General features: G+C 71.6%; 18 protein-coding genes. 17 read left to right on the top strand and 1 reads right to left on the bottom strand.

Translation table 11 applies throughout. The features are described 5' to 3' along the window. Positions 1 to 38: 38 nt before the first annotated feature. Positions 39 to 707 (bottom strand): peroxidase-related enzyme, encoded by a 669-nt coding sequence (locus tag ACW9J6_RS05900; protein ID WP_457115516.1) that lies wholly within the window; start codon positions 705 to 707, stop codon positions 39 to 41. 132 nt (positions 708 to 839) lie between these two features. Between ACW9J6_RS05900 and ACW9J6_RS05905 the strand changes: the two genes are divergently transcribed. From ACW9J6_RS05905 to ACW9J6_RS05985, 17 genes are all read left to right on the top strand, one after another. After that, complete coding sequence (locus tag ACW9J6_RS05905; RefSeq protein ID WP_457115517.1) at positions 840 to 5,684, top strand: NAD-glutamate dehydrogenase; 4,845 nt, start codon at positions 840 to 842, stop codon at positions 5,682 to 5,684. Next, entirely contained in the window at positions 5,681 to 6,328 is a 648-nt protein-coding gene (bluB, locus tag ACW9J6_RS05910; RefSeq protein ID WP_457115518.1) for a 5,6-dimethylbenzimidazole synthase, read from the top strand. The genes ACW9J6_RS05905 and bluB overlap by 4 nt, the downstream gene beginning before the upstream one ends. 347 nt (positions 6,329 to 6,675) lie before the next feature. Then, the gene (locus ACW9J6_RS05915; protein WP_457115519.1) at positions 6,676 to 7,050 is read left to right on the top strand and encodes a DUF2794 domain-containing protein; all 375 of its coding nucleotides are present in this window, start codon (positions 6,676 to 6,678) and stop codon (positions 7,048 to 7,050) included. A gap of 99 nt (positions 7,051 to 7,149) precedes the next feature. Continuing rightward, positions 7,150 to 7,533 carry a flagellar basal body rod protein FlgB gene (gene flgB, locus ACW9J6_RS05920; protein WP_457115520.1) on the top strand — a complete coding sequence of 128 codons (384 nt, stop codon included), beginning with the start codon at positions 7,150 to 7,152 and terminating at the stop codon, positions 7,531 to 7,533. Next, on the top strand, positions 7,533 to 7,946 hold the full coding sequence (flgC, locus tag ACW9J6_RS05925; protein WP_457115763.1) for a flagellar basal body rod protein FlgC: 414 nt from the start codon (positions 7,533 to 7,535) through the stop codon (positions 7,944 to 7,946). The genes flgB and flgC overlap by 1 nt, the downstream gene beginning before the upstream one ends. Positions 7,947 to 7,956: 10 nt before the next feature. Further along, positions 7,957 to 8,295, top strand: a complete 339-nt coding sequence (locus ACW9J6_RS05930; protein ID WP_457115521.1) for a flagellar hook-basal body complex protein FliE — start codon at positions 7,957 to 7,959, stop codon at positions 8,293 to 8,295. Between the two features lie 13 nt (positions 8,296 to 8,308). Then, positions 8,309 to 9,097 (top strand): flagellar basal-body rod protein FlgG, encoded by a 789-nt coding sequence (gene flgG / locus ACW9J6_RS05935; protein ID WP_457115522.1) that lies wholly within the window; start codon positions 8,309 to 8,311, stop codon positions 9,095 to 9,097. A gap of 136 nt (positions 9,098 to 9,233) precedes the next feature. Continuing rightward, positions 9,234 to 9,752, top strand: coding sequence for a flagellar basal body P-ring formation chaperone FlgA (gene flgA, locus ACW9J6_RS05940; protein ID WP_457115523.1), 519 nt, complete (start codon positions 9,234 to 9,236; stop codon positions 9,750 to 9,752). Further along, positions 9,752 to 10,861, top strand: a complete 1,110-nt coding sequence (gene flgI, locus ACW9J6_RS05945; RefSeq protein ID WP_457115524.1) for a flagellar basal body P-ring protein FlgI — start codon at positions 9,752 to 9,754, stop codon at positions 10,859 to 10,861. The genes flgA and flgI overlap by 1 nt, the downstream gene beginning before the upstream one ends. Beyond that, positions 10,858 to 11,337 (top strand): MotE family protein, encoded by a 480-nt coding sequence (locus tag ACW9J6_RS05950; RefSeq protein ID WP_457115525.1) that lies wholly within the window; start codon positions 10,858 to 10,860, stop codon positions 11,335 to 11,337. The genes flgI and ACW9J6_RS05950 overlap by 4 nt, the downstream gene beginning before the upstream one ends. Continuing rightward, positions 11,337 to 12,035 carry a flagellar basal body L-ring protein FlgH gene (gene flgH, locus ACW9J6_RS05955; RefSeq protein ID WP_457115526.1) on the top strand — a complete coding sequence of 233 codons (699 nt, stop codon included), beginning with the start codon at positions 11,337 to 11,339 and terminating at the stop codon, positions 12,033 to 12,035. Before ACW9J6_RS05950 ends, flgH begins: the two co-directional genes overlap by 1 nt. Before the next feature lie 113 nt (positions 12,036 to 12,148). Next, positions 12,149 to 12,640, top strand: coding sequence for a flagellar basal body-associated FliL family protein (locus ACW9J6_RS05960; RefSeq protein ID WP_457115527.1), 492 nt, complete (start codon positions 12,149 to 12,151; stop codon positions 12,638 to 12,640). Positions 12,641 to 12,654: 14 nt separating this feature from the next. Beyond that, positions 12,655 to 13,422, top strand: a complete 768-nt coding sequence (gene fliP, locus ACW9J6_RS05965; protein ID WP_457115528.1) for a flagellar type III secretion system pore protein FliP — start codon at positions 12,655 to 12,657, stop codon at positions 13,420 to 13,422. Positions 13,423 to 14,033: 611 nt separating this feature from the next. Beyond that, positions 14,034 to 14,213: a hypothetical protein gene (locus ACW9J6_RS05970; RefSeq protein WP_457115529.1), complete on the top strand. Its 180-nt coding sequence runs from the start codon at positions 14,034 to 14,036 to the stop codon at positions 14,211 to 14,213. A 518-nt stretch (positions 14,214 to 14,731) separates the two neighbouring features. Continuing rightward, a complete protein-coding gene (gene fliF, locus ACW9J6_RS05975) occupies positions 14,732 to 16,459 on the top strand; it encodes a flagellar basal-body MS-ring/collar protein FliF (protein ID WP_457115530.1) in 1,728 nt (575 codons plus the stop codon). Continuing rightward, the gene (locus ACW9J6_RS05980) at positions 16,459 to 17,121 is read left to right on the top strand and encodes a hypothetical protein (RefSeq protein ID WP_457115531.1); all 663 of its coding nucleotides are present in this window, start codon (positions 16,459 to 16,461) and stop codon (positions 17,119 to 17,121) included. Before fliF ends, ACW9J6_RS05980 begins: the two co-directional genes overlap by 1 nt. Before the next feature lies 1 nt (position 17,122). Further along, positions 17,123 to 18,418, top strand: a complete 1,296-nt coding sequence (locus ACW9J6_RS05985) for a MotB family protein (RefSeq protein ID WP_457115532.1) — start codon at positions 17,123 to 17,125, stop codon at positions 18,416 to 18,418. Positions 18,419 to 18,431 lie beyond the last annotated feature (13 nt).

The raw sequence follows: 18,431 nt of genomic DNA on the forward strand, positions 1-18,431 counted from the left end.
GGCGTCGGCCTCCCGGAGGGGTCGAGGGGAGGCCGGGTTCACCCCTCCGGCAACGCCCGCGCATCCGCGTGGTAGGAGCGGTTCGGACGCAGGTCGACCGCGGAGGCCATCCGGTTCGTCATGTTGAAGAAGCTCGCCACCGCGGCGATGTCCCAGATGTCCCGGTCGGTGAAGCCCGCGTCGCGCAGGGCCTCCCGGTCCTCCTCCTCGATCGTCCAGGGCGCCTCGGTCAGCGCCGCCGCGAAGTCGAGCATCGCCCGGTGGCGCCCCGAGAGGTCGGCGGCGCGGTAGTTCATGACCAGCATCTCGCCGAGCACCGGATCGCCCGAGAGCGTCCGCACCGCCGCGCCATGCGCGGTGAGGCAGTAGTAGCAGCGGTTCACGCTCGACACCGCCACGGCGATCATCTCGCGCTCCAGCTTCGACAGGCCCGACGGCGCGAGCATCAGGTCGTTGTAGAAGGTGACGAAGGCGTCGAGCTTGGCGGCGTCGTGCGCGTAGGCGAGGAGCACGTTCGGCACGAAGCCGATCTTCTCCCGGCACTTGTCGAAATAGGCCGCGAGGTGCTCCGGCAGGTCGGGCGCCGGATCGAGGTCGAGGGCCGTAACGCCGCCATCGGTCTCCTGGGCGCGGGGGCGCTCCCCGACCTCGTCCTTCGCGCCGCGGCTCTTGTGTCTCGGCGCGCCGGCCCCGTCCCGCCTGTCCATGACTGGTCTCTCCCTGTCGCAGTCGTCGAGCTATAAACCGGCGGCAGGATGCGGACGAGACGCAAGGGTTGCGGACCATACAGGTTCGTGCGAACCCCTCGGCCGCTGACACCTCGGCGGGAGGGACGTGCCGTGGATCTGTCGACCGCGACTCCGGAAGCGCGAGCGAGCCGGACCGATCTCATCGCAGCCGCCGCCTCGGCGGCGGAGCGCCGGGGAGAGCCCGGCGACTTCGTCCGGGACCTGTTCGGCCGGGTGCCCCCCGAGGATCTCAACGCCTACGCGCCCGAGACCCTGGCCGACCTAGCGCTGGCGGCCCGCCAACACCTCGCGGCCGCCCGGCCGCCGGAGGCCGGGGCCGCGATCCGGCTCAACGACGTGGTGGTCGAGCGCGACGGGCGCCGCCGCGACGTCACCGTGCTAGAGGCGATCAACCCGAACCGGCCCTTCCTGCTCGACTCCACCCTCGCGGAACTGGTGGCGCGGGGCTACACGCCCCGCCTCGTCGCCCACCCGATCCTGGCGGTCGAGCGCGGTCCGGACGGCGCCCTCCTGCGCCTCGCGGGCGAGACCACCGCCGGCCAGGGCGGCGCGCTCAGCCGCGAGAGCTTCATTCACGTCCACCTCGACCGGATCGACGACGAGGGCGAGCGCCAAGGCCTCGTCGACGCGCTGGCTCAGGTCTACGCCGACGTCGCCGTCGCCACCGAGGACCACCCGGCCATGCTGGCGCGGCTCGACGAGGCCGCCGCGGCCTACGGTTCGGCCCCCGCGACCCTGCCGCCCGACGAGGTCGCGGAGGCGCGCGCCTTCCTGGCCTATATCCGCGCCGACGAGTTCACCTTCCTCGGCATGCGCGAGTACCGCCTGGGCGAGGGCGCCGAGTATCGCGGCGTGCGCGGGACCGGGCTCGGGATCCTGCGCGACGGCGCCGTCGAGGTGCTGCGGCGCGGCCGCACCATGGTGGCGGCGACGCCCGAGATCCGCGCCTTCCTGGAGCGCCCCGAGGCGCTGATCATCACCAAGGCGAGCCTGATCTCGCGGGTGCACCGGCGCACCCACCTGGACATGATCGGCATCAAGCTGTTCTCGGAGACCGGCCAGGTCGCGGGCGAATTGCGGGTGGTCGGCCTCTTCGCGAGCACGACCTACACCAGCCGCGCCGAGGAGGTGCCCTACCTGCGCCGGAAGGTGGCGCGGGTGGTGGCGGAGGCCGGGCTCGACCCGACCAGCCACGCGGCCCGCTCGCTGCTCCACGTGCTCGAGACCTATCCGCGCGACGACCTCTTCCAGATCGAGCCGGACCTGCTGCGCCGCTTCGCGCTCGCGATCGTGTCCCTCGCCGAGCGGCCGCGGGTGCGGGTGCTGGCGCGGCCCGACAAGTTCGGGCGCTTCGTCTCGCTCCTGGTCTACGTGCCGAAGGAGCGCACCGACGCCGCCCTCCAGAAGCGGATCAGCGCGCACCTCGCCGCCCGTCTCGGCGGCCACATCTCGGCGGTCTACCCGGATTATCCCGAGGGGCCCCTCGCCCGGTTCCACATCGTGATCGGGCGGCGCGAGGAGACCCCGCCGGAGATCGATCCGGCGGAGCTGGAAGCCGAGGTGACGGCGCTCTCGCGCACCTGGGCCGACAGCCTGCGCGAGGCGCTCGCCGACACCATGGACGGGACGCGGGCCCGGGCGCTCGGCAGCTACTACGCGGAGGCCTTTCCGCCCGGATACCGGGACGCCTATGCGAGCCGGGACGCGATCCCCGACATCGCCATCCTGGAGCGGATCTCCCCGGAGCGGCCCCGCGCGGTGGCGCTGCTGCGGCGGGCGGGCGACCCCGAGACCCGCGTCGCCCTCAAGGTGTTCTCGCAGGCGACCGCCCTGCCCCTGTCGGACCGGGTGCCGGTTCTCGAGAATCTCGGCTTTCGCGTCATCGACGAGCGCACCTTCCTGATCGGCCGGCCGGGCGCGCCGGAGGCGGACGGCATCTGGCTGCACGACATGCTGCTGGAGCGGGCCGGCGGCGGCCCGGTCGACCTCGCGCGGTTGGAGCGGCCGGTCGAGGCGACGCTGCTCGCCATCGCGCGCGACCTCGCCGAGTCCGACGCCTACAACCGCCTCGTGCTGGAGGCGGGCCTCGGATGGCGGGACGTGGCGCTGCTGCGCGCCTTCGGGCGCTACCTGCGCCAGCTGCGCATCCGCTACGGGCAGGACTACCTCGCGGCGACGCTGAGCCGCCATCCCGGCATCGCCGAGAAGCTCGTCGCCCTGTTCTACGCCCGGTTCGATCCGCGCGCCCAGGGTGACCGCGGGGCGGCGCAGGAGACCATCCGGGCCGAGATCGAGGCGGCGCTCGCCGCCGTCACCAGCCTCGACGAGGACCGTATCCTGCGGCGCTTCGTGAACCTCGTCGAGGCGGCCCAGCGCACGAACTTCTTCCAGGTCGCCGCGCACGGATTGCCGCCCGAGACCATCGCGTTCAAGTTCCGCTGCGCGCGGGTCGACGGGATGCCGCTGCCGCGGCCGCTCTTCGAGATCTTCGTCTACGCGCCGCGGGTCGAGGGCCTGCACCTGCGCTTCGGCTACATCGCCCGCGGCGGCCTGCGCTGGTCGGACCGGCCGGAGGATTTCCGCACCGAGATCCTGGGCCTCGTGAAGGCGCAGCAGGTCAAGAACGCCGTGATCGTCCCGGTGGGCGCCAAGGGCGGCTTCTTCCCCAAGCGCCTGCCGCCGGCCTCGGACCGGCAGGCGTGGCTCGCCGAGGGGACCGAGAGCTACCGGATCTTCATCCGCACGCTCCTGGCGGTCACCGACAACATCGTCGACGGCGCCATCGTGCCGCCGGCCGACACCGTCCGACACGACGGCGACGACGCCTACCTGGTGGTGGCGGCCGACAAGGGCACGGCGACCTTCTCGGACATCGCCAACGCGATCTCGATCGAGCGCGGGCACTGGCTCGGCGACGCCTTCGCGTCGGGCGGCAGCCAGGGCTACGACCATAAGGCGATGGGCATCACCGCCCGGGGCGCCTGGGAGGCCGTCAAGCGCCACTTCCGGGAGATCGACGTCGACATCCAGAGCGAGCCCGTGACGGTGGCGGGCGTCGGCGACATGTCGGGCGACGTGTTCGGGAACGGCATGCTGCTGTCGCGCTCGCTCAAGCTCGTGGCGGCCTTCGACCACCGCGACATCTTCCTCGATCCCGATCCGGACCCGGCCACCTCCTTCGCCGAGCGCCGCCGGCTGTTCGACCTGCCACGCTCCTCCTGGGCGGATTACGACCGCGCGACAATCTCGGCCGGCGGCGGCGTCTTCCCGCGCTCGGCCAAGACGGTGCCGCTCTCGCCCCAGATCCGCGCGCGTCTCGGGTTCGACCGCCCGGAGGCCACCCCCGCCGAGGTGATGCAGGCGATCCTGCGGGCACCGGTCGACCTGCTCTGGTTCGGGGGCATCGGCACCTACGTGCGGGCCTCGTCCGAGGGCGACGACGAGGCCGGCGACCGCGCCAACGACGCGATCCGGATCACCGGCGCGGAGCTCCGCGCGCGGGTCATCGGCGAGGGCGCCAATCTCGGCCTGACCCAGCGCGGGCGCATCGAGGCGGCGCGCCGGGGGGTCCGGCTCAACACCGACGCCATCGACAACTCGGCCGGGGTGAACACCTCGGACGTCGAGGTGAACATCAAGATCGCGCTCACCACGCCGGAGCGGGACGGCCGCCTCGGTCCGGAGGCGCGCAACGCGCTCCTCGCCGGCATGACCGGGCAGGTGGCCGACCTCGTGCTGCGCAACAACCAGCTCCAGACGCTCGCCCTCTCGCTCGCCCAGCGCCAGGGCGCGGGCGAGAACGGCTTCGCCACGCGACTGATGCAGATGCTGGAGGCGGAGCACCGCCTGGACCGCTCGGTGGAGTTCCTGCCCTCCGACGCGGCCCTGGCCGAGCGCGCCCAGGGCGACGAGGGGCTCACCCGCCCCGAACTCGCGGTGCTCCTCGCCTACGCCAAGCTGTCCCTGAAGGACGCGCTCCTCGACAGCCCGGTGCCGGACGACCCCTACCTGTCGCGGGAACTCGAGCGCTACTTCCCGCCAGTCCTGCTCGCCCGCTACCCCGACGCGGTGGCCCAGCACCGCCTGCGGCGCGAGATCATCGCGACGGGGCTCGCCAACGCGATCATCAACCGCGGCGGTCCGACCCTGGTCAGCCGCCTCGCGGACGAGACCGGCGCCGAGGCCCCCACCATCGCGGCGGCCTACGCGGTGACCCGCGACGCGTTTGGGCTCCTCGACCTCAACCGGGCGGTGGACGGCCTCGACGGCATCCTGTCGGGCGCCCAGCAGCTCGCCCTCTTCGCGGACCTGCAGGACCTGCTGCGCCAGCGCATGGTCTGGTTCATCCGCAACGAGGCGCTGGCGGAGGGCGAGGGCGGGATCGAGGCCGTGGTGGCGCGCTACCGCGACGGGATCGCGGCGGTGGGCGCCGCCCTGGCGGAGGTGCTGCCCGCGGGCGCCCGCGAGGCGCTGGCCAAGCGCAGCCGCGCCCTGGCGGACCAGGGCGTGCCCGAGGATCTCGCCGCCCGCCTCGCGGCGCTCGCCGAACTCGGCGCCGCCCCCGACATCGTGCGGGTCGCGGAATCCACGGGCCGGCCGCCCGCGGCGATCGCCGCGACGCATTTCGCCCTGGAGGAGCTCTTCCGGCTGAGCCCGCTCATCCGCGCGGCCCGCTCCGTGCCGGTGGCCGACACCTTCGACCGCATCGCCCTCGAGCGGGCCGTCGCCGGCATCGCGGCGGCCCACCGGGCGCTCACCGCCGAAGCCGCCGCGACCGGCGAACAGGGCCAAGCCGCGGTCGAGGCCTGGAGCGCGGCCCGGGGCGCCTCCCTGGCGCGGATCCGCACCGCCATCGCGGCCATCGGGGCTTCCGGTCTGACCGTGTCGAAGGTCTCCGTGGCGGCGAGCCTGCTCGCGGACCTGACCCGCGCGTGACCGGGCCCGGGCGCCCGGATTTCGACGCCGCCTTCCGCGACCGCCTCGCGGACCTCGTCGCGTGGCGGCGGGACGTGCGGCGCTTCCGGCCCGACCCGGTGGTCGAGGCGGACCTGCGCGCCTGCCTCGCGCTCGCCCGCCTCAGCCCCTCGGTGGGCAACAGCCAGCCCTGGCGCTTCGTCCGTGTGGGCGATCCCGCCCGGCGGGAGGCCGTCCTCGCCAATTTCTCCCGCTGCAACGAGGCCGCCGCGCGCGCCTATCCGGACGCACGGGCCGGAGCCTATCGCCGCCTGAAGCTGGAGGGCCTGCGCGAGGCGCCGGTCCACCTCGCGGTCTATTGCGACGAGGCGACGGCGGACGGCCACGGGCTCGGCCGGGCGACCATGCCGGAGATGCTGCGCTACTCGGTGGTGCTGGCGATCCACACCTTCTGGCTCGCGGCCCGCGCCCGCGGGCTCGGCGTCGGCTGGGTCTCGATCCTCGACCCCGCGCCGCTCACCCCCCTCCTCGCCGTCCCGGAGGCGTGGCGCCTCGTCGCCTACCTGTGCGTCGGCTGGCCGCAGGAGGAGCATGCCGATCCCGAACTGGCGCGGCACGGCTGGCAATCGCGGCTGCCGGACGAGGGGCTGCTGATCGAACGCTGAGCGCCCCCGCCGCCCGGAGCGCCCTCAAAAAAGAGACCGCACTCCGGAGAGGCGGTCCCAAGGAAGGGTCTCGAAACCTCTGGAGGAGGCCGGAACCGACCGGCACCGGGTGTCCGGGACGGGCGAATCCGGCCGAGAGGTCCCATCCGACATAGCCCTGCTTCGCGGCCGGCCGAAGGCTCGAATCGGGCGAAACGATGGCCGCGCGCGGGATCTGGGTCGCGTTGAGCAATTGTGTTGAAAGCCGGCAACGTGATCCGTCTCGCCGCCCTTGCGGCCGCGTGAGGCGCATCCCATCATGCCGGGGAGGGACCCGCCCGGGTGGCCCGCGGAGGCGTGGAGGAGCGATGACAGAGGGAGAGAGCGCGGATAGCCGCGCGGCGGGCGCGGAGGCCCGGATCGTCCCCTTCCCCCGGTCCACCCCGTCGCCCGTGTCCTTCCATCGCAGCGAGTTGCGCGAGATCCTCAACCTCTACGGCCGCATGGTCGCGGCGGGGGAGTGGCGCGACTACACGATGGACTTCACCCGCGAGAAGGCGGTCTTCGCGATCCACCGCCGCACCTCGGAACGCCCGCTCTACCGCATCGAGAAGGACCCGCGCCTCGCCCGCCGCCAAGGCGCCTACGCGGTGATCGCCGAGACGGGCCGCATCCTCAAGCGCGGCCACGACCTCGCGCAGGTGCTGCGGGTGCTGGAGAAGCCGCTGCGCGTCGTGTCCTGAGGCCGCCGGGCGGCAGCCGCGCGCGGCCAGCCACCCGCCAGCCCCAGGCAAGGTAGGCTGCCTAGATCTCGGAGCCATGATGGTTCCGAGGGCCCGGCAGTGAGCGGCGTCTACCTCTTCAACCTCGCGTCCCGGCAAGCGCAGTACCTCTCGGTGCGGCAGGCGACCGTCGCGGGGAACATCGCGAACGCGGATACGCCCGGCTACAAGGCGCGCGATCTCGCCCCCTTCGCGAGCGTGCTGGCGCGCACCAGCCTCGATCTCGCGGCGACGAACGGCGCCCACCTGCAGGCCGGCGGCGTCGCCGCCGCCGCCAAGAGCAAGAACGCGGACAGCTGGGATCCGATCGAGGGCGGCCACACGGTCAGCCTCGAGCAGGAGATGCTGAAGTCCAACGACATCGCCCGGGACTTCAACCTCAACACCTCGGTGGTGAAGGCCTTTCACCGGATGCTGATGTCGAGCGTGAGGAGCGGCTCGTGATCGATCCGCTCCAGGCGGCGACCCGCCTCTCCAGTTCCGGGATGGAAGTGCAGTCCATGCGGCTGCGCGTCGTGGCCGAGAACATCGCCAACGCCCAGTCGACCGGCAACGAGCCCGGCTCCGACCCCTACCAGCGCAAGACGATCTCTTTCCGCACCGAACTCGATCGCGCGGTCGGCGCGGCCAACGTCAAGGTGCGGGAGATCGGAGTCGACCGCTCGGCCTACCGCGTCGAGCACGACCCCGGCAACCCGGCGGCCGACGCGAACGGGGACGTCAAGTACCCCAACGTCAACGTGCTCGTCGAGATGACGGACATGCGCGAGGCCAACCGCTCCTACGAGGCCAACCTGCAGATGATCAAGCAGGCCCGCTCCCTCGTGGCGAGCGTCATCGATCTCCTGAAGACCTGAGGCTGCCGCCATGATCGAGGCCGTCGCATCCCTGAATGCGCTCATCGACCGGGCGGGGCCGGTCTCCGGATCGTCGTCCACCGGGCTCCTCCAGGGCGTCCTCGGGCCGGCGCCGGCCGCCGTGCCGGCGGGCCCGTCCTTCGGGGACGTCATGGCCCAGTTCGCCTCCGGCGTGCGCGACAACCTGCGCGCCGGCGAGGCCGCCTCCATTTCCGGCCTCCAGGGCAAGGCCTCGGCGCAGCAGGTCGTCGAGGCGGTGATGTCCGCCGAGCAGAGCCTGCAGACCGCGATCGCCATCCGCGACAAGGTCGTCTCCGCCTATCTCGAAATCAGTCGCATGACGATCTGAGGACAACGGCCACATGAGAGCGCTCGCGATCGCCGCCACGGGCATGAATGCCCAGCAGCTCAACCTCGAAGTCATCGCCAACAACGTTGCCAACCTGAACACGACGGGGTTCAAGGGCTCGCGCGCCGAGTTCACCGACCTGCTCTACCAGGCGGAGCGCCAGCTCGGCGTGCCGAACCAGACCGGGCAGGAAGCGGTGCCGGAGGGGGCGATGCTCGGCCTCGGCGTGCGCGCGGCCGCGATCCGCAGCCTGACCAAGCAGGGACCGCTCGCCCAGACCTCCAACAACCTCGACCTCGCGATCAACGGGCGCGGCTACTTCCAGATCACCAACCCGAACGGCGAGGTGAACTACACGCGGGCCGGCTCCTTCAACAAGAGCGCCACCGGTCAGCTCGTCACGCTCGACGGCCACCTCGTCGAGCCGGCGATCCTGTTCCCGGCCAACACCGTCGACGTCGTGGTCAACCAGTCCGGTCAGGTCTACGCCAAGGTCGACGGGCAGACCAACCCGGTGCTCCTCGGCCAGCTCTCGATCGCGAACTTCGCCAACGAGTCGGGGCTGGAGCCCCTCGGCAACGGCCTCTACCGGGAGACCGCCGCCTCCGGCGCGCCCGTGACCGGCGTCGCGGGCGACATCAGCTTCGGCAAGATCCAGCAGGGCTACCTTGAGAGTTCGAACGTGGATCCGGTCAAGGAGATCACGAACCTCATCACGGCCCAGCGCGCCTTCGAGATGAACTCGAAGGTGATCCAGGCCGCCGACGAGATGGCCGGCACGGTGTCGAAGGGGATCCGCTAGGCCGGCGCGTCGGCCCCAGCCGGAGGCGGCGGCGCGGCCCCGCCGGGGCCCTGCCGGGCCGCGGATCCTCCGCGCACCGGCCTCCTGGTCGGCCGGCGCAGCCGCCCGGACGTGTGCAGTCGAGGACGCGATCACGATGGTCATGAGCAGTCGAATCCGGCGCGCCCGCGCACTCGTCCTCGCCGCCGCGGCGTGCGTCGCGATCACGGCCGCGGCGCATGCGCAGGGCGCGCCGCCCGATCCCGCGCCCGAGCGGATGCCCGACCTCCTGCTGCCGGTGCCGAGCGTGACGATCTACCCCGGCGACGCGATCAAGGAGACGATGCTGCGCATGCAGGCCTTCCCGCCGACCTTCCAGGCCCGCACCGCGGTGATCGACGCGCCGCTCGCGATCGTCGGCCGCGTCGCCCGCCGCACGCTGCTGCCCGGCGAGCCGGTGCCGGTGAACGCCGTGGACGATCCCCGCCTGGTGAGCCGGGGCACGCCGACCACCATCGTCTTCGAGGAGCATGGGCTGGTGATCACCACGCTCGGCACGCCGCTGCAGAATGGCGGCCTCGGCGAGGTCATCCGGGTGCGCAACACCGATACCGGGCGGATCGTCGTCGGCACCGTCCTCGGCGATGGCCGCGTCCGGATCGGGGACCTGCGCTGATGGCCCGGATCCGCGCGCTCGCCGCCGCCCTGCTCCTCGCGCTCGTCGCCGCGCCGGCCCTTGCGGGCACGCGCATCAAGGACATCGCCACCCTGCAGGGCGTGCGCGACAACCAGCTCGTCGGCTACGGCCTCGTCACCGGCCTCCAGGGCAGCGGCGACACGCTCCGCAACGCCCAGTTCACCGAGCAATCCCTGCAATCCATGCTCGACCGCATGGGCGTGAACGTCCGCGACCGCAACCTGCGCACGCGCAACGTCGCGGCCGTGATGGTGACGGCCGACCTGCCGCCCTATGCGACGGTGGGCTCGCGCATCGACGTCACGGTGACCTCGCTCGGCGATGCGACCTCCCTGAAGGGCGGCACGCTGCTGATGACGGCGCTCTCGGGCGGCGACGGGCAGGTCTACGCCGCCGCGCAGGGCCCGATGGCGGTGTCGGGCTTCACGGTGCAGGGGCAGGCCGAGGCGCTCACCCAGGGCGTGCCGACCGCGGGGCGGATCCCGAACGGCGCCATGATCGAGCGACAGGTGCCGGGCGCGTTCCAGGACCTGCCGCAGCTCGTCCTCGAACTGAAGAACCCGGACTTCAAGACCGCGACGGTGGTGGCCGACGCCATCAACGCCTACGCGCTCCGGCGCTTCCGCCGCCGCGTCGCCCTGCCGCGGGACCAGCGCTCGATCGCGCTCACCCGGCCCGTGCAGATCGCCCAGACCCGCTTCATCGCGGAGATCGGCGACCTGCTGGTCGAGCCCGATACCCCCGCCCGCGTGGTCGTCGACCAGCGCACCGGCACCGTGGTCATCGGGCGCAACGTGCAGATCTCCACCGTGGCGGTCACGCACGGCAACCTGACGGTCCGCGTCACCGAGACGCCGGAGGTCTCCCAGCCGAATCCCTTCTCGCGCAACGGGGAGACCGTGGTGGTGCCCCGCACCGAGGTCGCCGCGCAGGAGCAGGAGCGCAAGGTCGCCATCATGAGCGGCTCGGATCTCCAGACCCTCGTGAAGGGCCTCAACCAGGTCGGACTGAAGCCCACCGACATCATCGCCATCCTGCAGGCGGTGAAGACCGCCGGCGCCCTCCAGGCGGAGCTCGTGGTGCAATGAGACCCGCCCACCTCCTCGCCCTCGCCGCCTGCCTCGCGGCGGCCCCGGCCGCCGCGCAGGAGGCCGGCACAGCCGCCAAGCCGTCGCCCTACTGCGCCGGGATCATCGATGCGGCGGCCGACGCCCGCTTCGCGTGGCAGAAGCAGAGCCTGGAGACGCTCCAGAAGCAGGTCGACGAGCGCATCGCGAAACTCGAAGCCAAGCGCGCCGAGTACGAGGAGTGGCTGCGCCGCCGCGACGCGTTCCTGGCCAAGGCCGACGAGACCGTGGTGGGCATCTACATGAAGATGCGCCCGGACGCCGCGGCTTTGCAGCTCGCCAACATGCCCGCCGAGGCGGCCGCCGCCATCCTCACCAAGCTCAATGCCCGCGCGGCGAGCACGATCCTGGCCGAGATGGAGGCGTCCCGCGCCGCCCAGCTCGCCCGGCTGATGACGGACGCCAGTAAGAAGCCGAAGGACGACGAGAAATCGTGATGAAGCGCCTCCTGACCTGCGTGGCCGTGGCGGCGCTCGGCGCCTGCGCGCAGCCCCTCGACCCGCTCGGCCGCCCCCCGCTCCTGACCCCGGTGGGCACCGGCCTCGCCGCCCCGCGCGAGCCGCTGCCGACGACCTTCGCGGCGAACCAGCGCCACAGCTACAACTCGACCTGGTCGACGGGCGCCGCCGACCTGTTCCAGGACCCGCGCGCCCGCACCGTCGGGGACGTGATCACGGTCGCGATCTCGATCAACGACAAGGCGCAGTTCGACAACGCCACCGACCGCTCCCGCACCCAGGCTTCGGGCGTCGGCTTCGACTTCGGCTACGGGGTCTCGGGCGTGAAGGATTCGGCGACGGCCGACGCCAAGATCCGCTCGAACACAGAGACCAAGGGCAACGGCACCATCGACCGCAAGGAGAACCTCAGCCTGTCGGTGGCGGCGGTGGTGACCGAGTGCCTGCCGAACGGCAATCTGATGATCAGCGGCTCGCAGGAGGTGCGCGTGAACAGCGAGGTGCGCGTGCTCACCGTCGCGGGCATCGTGCGGCCGCGCGACATCAGCCGCACCAACACCATCGCGTACGACAAGATCGCCGAGGCGCGGATCTCCTACGGCGGCCGCGGCCGCATCACCGACGTGCAGGATCCGGCGATCGGCGCGCGCATCTTCGAGATGGTCTCGCCGTTCTGACGCAGCGGCACGCCGGGACACCTGCCTCGCGCAAGCTCCGGCCGTCACAACGCCCGGGTCGGAGACCCCGGGCCGGAAGCCCGTCCCGGGCTCCCGGACCCGGAACCGTGCCGATGGCCGAGACACCCACCGATCCCAAGGCCGCCAAGAAGGGCAAGGGCGGCCTCGCCGCCGTCGCCCTGCTGACGCTCATCGCCGGCGGGACCGGCGGCGGCTTGGGCTACTACCTCCTCACCACCGTCGAGAAGGCGGTCGACAAGAAGCAGGCCGAGCAGCGCGACCGCGCCGAGAAGGTCCTGACCTATACGGGGGATCTCGGCACGCGCAGCGTCGGCCCGCTCGTGGTGAACCTCGCGGATTCCGGGGATTCCTGGGTCCGCTTCGAGGGCTCGATCATCTACAAGACCGGGTCGGTGCCGAACCCCGACGTGGCGGTGGCGGAGATCCGTCAGGACATCCTGGCCTATCTGCGCACCGTCTCCCTCGCCCAGATCCAGGGGGCGAGCGGCCTCCTCCACCTGCGCGAGGATCTCAACGAGCGCGTGCTCGCGCGGACGAAGGGCGCCGTGCGCGAACTCGTCGTCGAGACCCTGATCGTCCAGTGACCCGGATCCCTTCCATGCGACGCTTCCTCCCGGCCCTCCTCGGGCTCGCGCTGCCGCTCCTCTTCGCCGGCGCCGCGCTCGCCCAGCAGCAGCAGGGCGCCACCGGGCTCCCGTCCCTCGACGCGCTGCTGCCGGCCGGCAACGGGACCGCGAGCGGCCGCATCATCCAGGTCGTCGCGCTCCTCACGGTCCTCTCCGTGGCGCCGGGCCTCCTCGTGATGGTGACGAGCTTCACGCGCTTCGCCGTGGCCCTGTCCTTCCTGCGCTCCGGGCTCGGGCTGCAGAGCACGCCGGCCAACCTGTTCATGGTCAGCCTCGCGCTGTTCATGACCTTCTACGTGATGGCGCCGGTCTTCGACCGCGCGTGGCAGGACGGCGTGCGGCCGCTCACCGAGAACCGCATCAGCGAGGAGGAGGCCTTCGGCAAGGTGGCCGACCCGTTCCGCGAGTTCATGCAGTCCCATGTCCGCGAGAAGGACCTGCAGACCTTCGCCGACCTCGCCAGCCGGAACTTCCCGAAGGCGGAGGCCGGCGCGAAGGTCGATCTGCGGATCCTGATCCCGGCCTTCATGATCTCGGAACTGCGCCGCGGCTTCGAGATGGGCTTCCTGATCGCCCTGCCCTTCCTCGTCATCGACATGATCGTGGCGACCGTGGTGATGTCGATGGGCATGATGATGCTGCCGCCGACCGTGATCTCGCTTCCCTTCAAGGTGCTGTTCTTCGTGCTGATCGACGGGTGGAACCTGCTGGTGAGCGGGCTGGTGCGCTCGTATTTCTAAATCGAACGGTCTCGTAAGGCATTGTCATGGCTGCGAGATGGGAGGTGTCCCGGCCCAGATGTCATGGCGCGCGGAACCCCTCTCCCGAGTGGGCTCCCGTGCGCACACATCGTCGTGCCCGACTCATCAACTGAACGTTTCTGGAAAACACAACACTCCTCATGCTGAGGTGCTGCGCAGCAGCCTCGAAGCACCACCAACCGTCAATCCAAGAGAAGAGTACCTTGGATACGCTGTTCTGGGGTGCTTCGAGGCTTCCTTCGGTCGCACCTCAGCATGAGGAGATGGGTTTGTTGCCATGAGCCGGGTTTGATGCTGTGGTTCACCATCACCCGAGAGGATAAAATCGACCGGCCTTCAGCTCGATTGGCGTCGGTCGAGCCTTGTGATGCCCTGCGAGCGATCCGGAGCGAGGCCGACCCGTCGGATCGCCGCCGAAGCGTTGTCACGATCCAGCAATCAAGCCACGCAACATTCAAGACATATTTGAGACGAGCCCGACTTCCGGCGACATCGGACCACATCAATTCGGATTGTCAGAGCACAGCGTCCGGTCTACACGTCGTATCGATTACGAATCACGTGCGAAACTCTCAGGCCGAACGGACGCCATGCCTCAGCGTGAAACGGCTCCGCCGCTCGCGGTGCCCCTGCCCGACATCCGCCGGCATGCGTCCCTGAGAAGCGCGGTGGCGCTGACCATGCTGGCCCTCGCCCCCCCGCTGGCGACGGCCTGGATGGCCGGCTGCGCGTGGGGCGCCTACAGGCTCGTTCTCATTCTGCTGGCTTAATGCTTGAGATCCGGCGGATCAGGGATGGTGCGGCAGTTCGGGCGCCCGCTCGAACTGGTGCAGAAACCACAGGATGCCAGCCAGATAGGCGATGCCGACCCACATCATGACGTTGTCGGCCTTCACGTGATCGCGAGAACGGCCGCCTCCCTGGGTTGAATCTTAACAATAGCTGGGGGCGAAGGCGAGATCCGGAGTGAGGCTAGTTCGAGCGGCCTAACCGCACCGCCATTCGCCCTTCGTTGTCGATACCCGGCCGCACGGTTGCACCGCTCGGCGCACGCGGCCGGAGGCGTCGGCATCCCACGCGCCACGCGCGAGCCTCCACCGCCGATCCTTGGCTCACGTCACGTCCCCCCACGCGCATCGCCCCTGGCGGCCGACGGAGGCCGCGCCTCCCGGCCGCGGTCATGAGGCTCCCTTCCGCCCCGGCAGCCTCCGCAACCTCCGCGCAAGGCTGACCCGCAACATGGGCCCGGATCCGCCATCCCGCGCCACCGCTGGAGACCCGTTCACCGATGCCAGGTCGCGAGCACGCCGAGAGGCTCTGGAACAACATCGTCGAGTTGGGCGCCCGCCGCCTCGCGGCGCTCGGTGTCATCGGCCTGACCGTCTTCCTCGCGGTCGGGCTCGGCGCCTATTACCTCAGCCGGCCGGCCCAGGAGACGCTCTACACGGGGCTCAGCCGCGACGATGTCGGCCGCATCGGGTCCGTGCTCAAGGACGCCAACATCCCGTTCGACGTCAGTTCGGACGGCGCCGCCGTGCTGGTCCCCTACGGGCAGACCGCGCAGGCCCGCATGCTCCTCGCCGAGAAGGGGCTGCCGCAGAGTTCGAAATCGGGCTACGAGCTCTTCAACGACCTCGGCTCGCTCGGCCTCACCTCGTTCATGCAGGAGGTCACCCGGGTCCGCGCCCTGGAGGGCGAGATCGCCCGCACGATCCAGACCATGAAGGGCGTCAAGGCCGCCCGCGTCCACATCGTGCTCCCCGATCGGGGCTCCTTCCGCCGCGAGCAGCAGCCCGCCTCCGCCTCGGTGGTGGTGCGCACCGAGCCGGCCGACGATGCCAGCGGCGCGCAGGCCATCCGGCACCTCGTCGCTTCGGCGATCCCCGGCATGCAGCCCGACCGCGTGACCGTGATCGGCACCGACGGCACGCTGCTCCTCTCGGGCGACGACGTCACGAACGCCTCGACCGGCAAGATGGCGAGCCTGGAAAAGGTCGTGAACCGCGAGATCCAGGACAACATCCGCCGCACCCTCACGCCCTATCTCGGGGTCGGCAACTTCGAGGTCAGCGTCGCGGCCCGGCTCAACACCGACAAGACCAGCACGAACGAAACGATCTACAATCCCGATCAGCGGGTCGAGCGCTCGGTGCGGGCGACCCGCGAATCCGAGAACGCCCAGAACCGCAGCGCCCAGCCGCCGACCACCGCGCAGCAGAACATCCCCGGCCAGCAGCGCACCAGCTCGAACGGCAACGACACGTCGAGCACGGAATCGCAGAAGCGCGAGGACCTGACGAACTACGAGATCTCCCAGAAGACCATCCAGACCGTGAGCGACGGCTACGGCATCAAGTCGATGTCGGTGGCGGTGCTGGTGAACAAGTCGCGGCTGGAGACCCTCGCCGGCCCGAATGCCGGGACCAAGGGCGTCGACCAGCAGGTCACGGAGATCGAGCAGCTCGTCGCCTCGGCGGCGGGGTTCAACAAGGACCGGGGCGATCACGTGAAGGTCGCGGCCGTCGGCTTCGTGAACGACGGCGCGGCCCTCGAGCCGGTGCCGCCGCTCAGCATCAGCGAGGTGCTGATGCGCCAGTCCGCCACCCTGATCAACGCGGCCACGATCCTGGTCGTCGCCGGTCTCCTGATCTGGTTCGGCCTGCGGCCGGCCCTGCGCGCCATCCTGGAGGTGCCGGGAGCGGCGCAGGAGGAGACCGCCGCGCTCGCCGGCGAGGGCGGCGTCCCGGCGCTCCCGGGCGCCGAGGGCATGACCGGCGCCATCGGGGCGGCCGCCGCGGCCGGCCTCATCGAGGCGGGCGGGAACGCGGCCGCGCTCGCGGAGGGCGGCGCGCTGCCCGGGCAGCTCGCCCCGCCGGTGATGGCCAGCCTGATCGACGACCTCACCAACCGGATGCACGCCTCGCCGCAGAAGAAGCTGGAGCAGATGATCGAGTTCGACGAGGAGCAGGCCGCCAACATCCTCAAGCGCTGGCTGATGCGTGAGGAGGCGGCCTGATGAGCGCGGTCTTCGCCCGACACCTGCCGGATTTCTCCGCCGAGGCTTCGGCGGTGGAGGCGGAGGCCCCCCTCGCGGTGCTGCTGCGCTCCGCGCGCCGCTCGGCCGAGCCGGCGCCGCCCGCCCCGCCCCCGGAGGACCGGGAGGCCCTTCTGCGCGAGGCCGAGGAGCGCGGCCGCCGTCTCGGCCGCGCCCAGGCCGCCGCCGAGACCGCCGCCGCCCTCGAAGCGGCCCTCGCCGAGTCGCAGGCGATCGCCGACGAGCAGATGCGAGAATCCCGCCGGGACTGGGCCGAGCGCGAGGGCCGGGTCCTGGCCGAGGCGCTGGCGCGGGCCATGGACGGGCTGGAGAGCCGCCTGACCGAGCGCGTCGCCCACCTGCTCCTCCCGGTGCTGGACGAAGCCCTGCGCGCCCGCGCCGTGTCCGAGCTGCGCGAGGCGATCGCGCGCCTCCTCGCCGACTCCGCCAAGCCGGCGCTGCGCGTGAGCGGGCCGCCGGACCTTCTCGCGGCGCTCGCCGCCGCCCTCGGCCCGCTTGCCGAGGGATTGGCGCTGGCGCCGGGCGAGGGGCCGGACCTGACCGTCACGGCGGAGGACGCGGTGATCGAGACGCAGCTCGCCGCCTGGAGCGCCCTGCTCGCCACCGCCGTCCGGGAGGGCTGAGATGGCCGACGAGCACCACGAGATCATCATCGTCCACCGCCACGGCGACCACGAGGACGGACATCACGGCGGCGCCTGGAAGATCGCGCTCGCCGACTTCATGACCGCCATGATGGCGCTGTTCCTGGTGCTCTGGCTCGTCAACGCGACCAGCAAGGAGACGAAGAGCGCCATCGCCGATTACTTCAACCCGGTCCGGCTCGCCGACATGACGCCGGAGCGGAAGGGTCTGCGCGACCCGACCGGCCAGGCGAGCGACAGCGGCGAGCCGATGAAGCGCCAGGAGGGCAAGGACGAGGGCAAGAGCGGCGGCAAGGACGGCGGCAAGGACGCGCAGGCCGGCAGCAGCGGCTCGGCGAGCCGCACCAAGGAGGCCGCCCTGTTCCAGGACCCCTACGCGGTGCTGGCGAAGCTCGCCGCCGAAGCCGACGCGGAGCGCCCGGGCGACGCCTCCTCGCCGGACGCGGCCGTGGCGGTGGACGGTCAGCCCGGCGTGGCCGGCGGCGAGGCCGCGCGCGACCCCTTCGACCCGCTCTACTGGCAGGTCTCGCCCCTCGCCCAGACGCGGACCGACGCGCCCGGCCCGATCAACACCGTGACGAAGGCGCCGCGGGACGGGCGCGTCGACGCCAAGGCGCCGCGGGCCCTGCCGCGGGAGGGCAAGCCCGGCACCGAGCTGGTGCCGAAGGAGATCGCCGACCTGATCAAGCCGCCGGACCTCAAGCGCCCGGACGCCAAACCCGCCGAGACCAAGCTCGCGGAGGCCAAGCCGACCGACGCCAAGCCCGCCGATGCCAAACCCGCCGACACCAAGGCGGCGGACGCGGCCGACACCGCCGCGGCGGAGATGAAGGCCGAGATCATGAAGGCGGTCCAGCCCCTCGCCACCGGGGCACCGGCGCCCGCGATCGAGGTCCGGAAGACCGGCGAGGGCATCCTCATCAGCATCACGGACGAGCTCAACTTCAGCATGTTCGGCATCGGCTCCGCCGAGCCGCAGGCCAAGGTGGTCAAGGCGCTGGAGAAGATCGCCAAGGTGGTGGCGGGCCGGCCCGGACAGATCGTGCTGCGCGGCCACACGGATGCCCGGCCCTTCAAGTCGGAGACCTACGACAATTGGCGCCTGTCGAGCGCGCGCGCCCAGATGGCCGCCTACATGCTGATCCGCGGCGGCGTGCCGGAGGCCCGCATCGTGCGGATCGAGGGCCATGCCGACCGCCGGCCGCGCAACGCCGCCGATCCCCTGGCCGCCGAGAACCGGCGGATCGAGATCCTGCTGCGGGAGCGCCCGGAGTGACCGGGGCGCCGGC

The organism is Methylobacterium sp. JK268 (genome assembly GCF_054052225.1).

Coding starts and splice junctions, on each gene's coding strand:
- ACW9J6_RS05900 (WP_457115516.1), bottom strand. CDS start 707: ATGGACAGGCGGGACGGGGCCGGCGCGCCGAGACACAAGAGCCGCGGC.
- ACW9J6_RS05915 (WP_457115519.1), top strand. CDS start 6,676: ATGACAGAGGGAGAGAGCGCGGATAGCCGCGCGGCGGGCGCGGAGGCC.
- ACW9J6_RS05930 (WP_457115521.1), top strand. CDS start 7,957: ATGATCGAGGCCGTCGCATCCCTGAATGCGCTCATCGACCGGGCGGGG.
- flgG (WP_457115522.1), top strand. CDS start 8,309: ATGAGAGCGCTCGCGATCGCCGCCACGGGCATGAATGCCCAGCAGCTC.
- flgA (WP_457115523.1), top strand. CDS start 9,234: ATGGTCATGAGCAGTCGAATCCGGCGCGCCCGCGCACTCGTCCTCGCC.
- flgI (WP_457115524.1), top strand. CDS start 9,752: ATGGCCCGGATCCGCGCGCTCGCCGCCGCCCTGCTCCTCGCGCTCGTC.
- ACW9J6_RS05950 (WP_457115525.1), top strand. CDS start 10,858: ATGAGACCCGCCCACCTCCTCGCCCTCGCCGCCTGCCTCGCGGCGGCC.
- flgH (WP_457115526.1), top strand. CDS start 11,337: ATGAAGCGCCTCCTGACCTGCGTGGCCGTGGCGGCGCTCGGCGCCTGC.
- ACW9J6_RS05960 (WP_457115527.1), top strand. CDS start 12,149: ATGGCCGAGACACCCACCGATCCCAAGGCCGCCAAGAAGGGCAAGGGC.
- fliP (WP_457115528.1), top strand. CDS start 12,655: ATGCGACGCTTCCTCCCGGCCCTCCTCGGGCTCGCGCTGCCGCTCCTC.
- ACW9J6_RS05970 (WP_457115529.1), top strand. CDS start 14,034: ATGCCTCAGCGTGAAACGGCTCCGCCGCTCGCGGTGCCCCTGCCCGAC.
- fliF (WP_457115530.1), top strand. CDS start 14,732: ATGCCAGGTCGCGAGCACGCCGAGAGGCTCTGGAACAACATCGTCGAG.
- ACW9J6_RS05980 (WP_457115531.1), top strand. CDS start 16,459: ATGAGCGCGGTCTTCGCCCGACACCTGCCGGATTTCTCCGCCGAGGCT.
- ACW9J6_RS05985 (WP_457115532.1), top strand. CDS start 17,123: ATGGCCGACGAGCACCACGAGATCATCATCGTCCACCGCCACGGCGAC.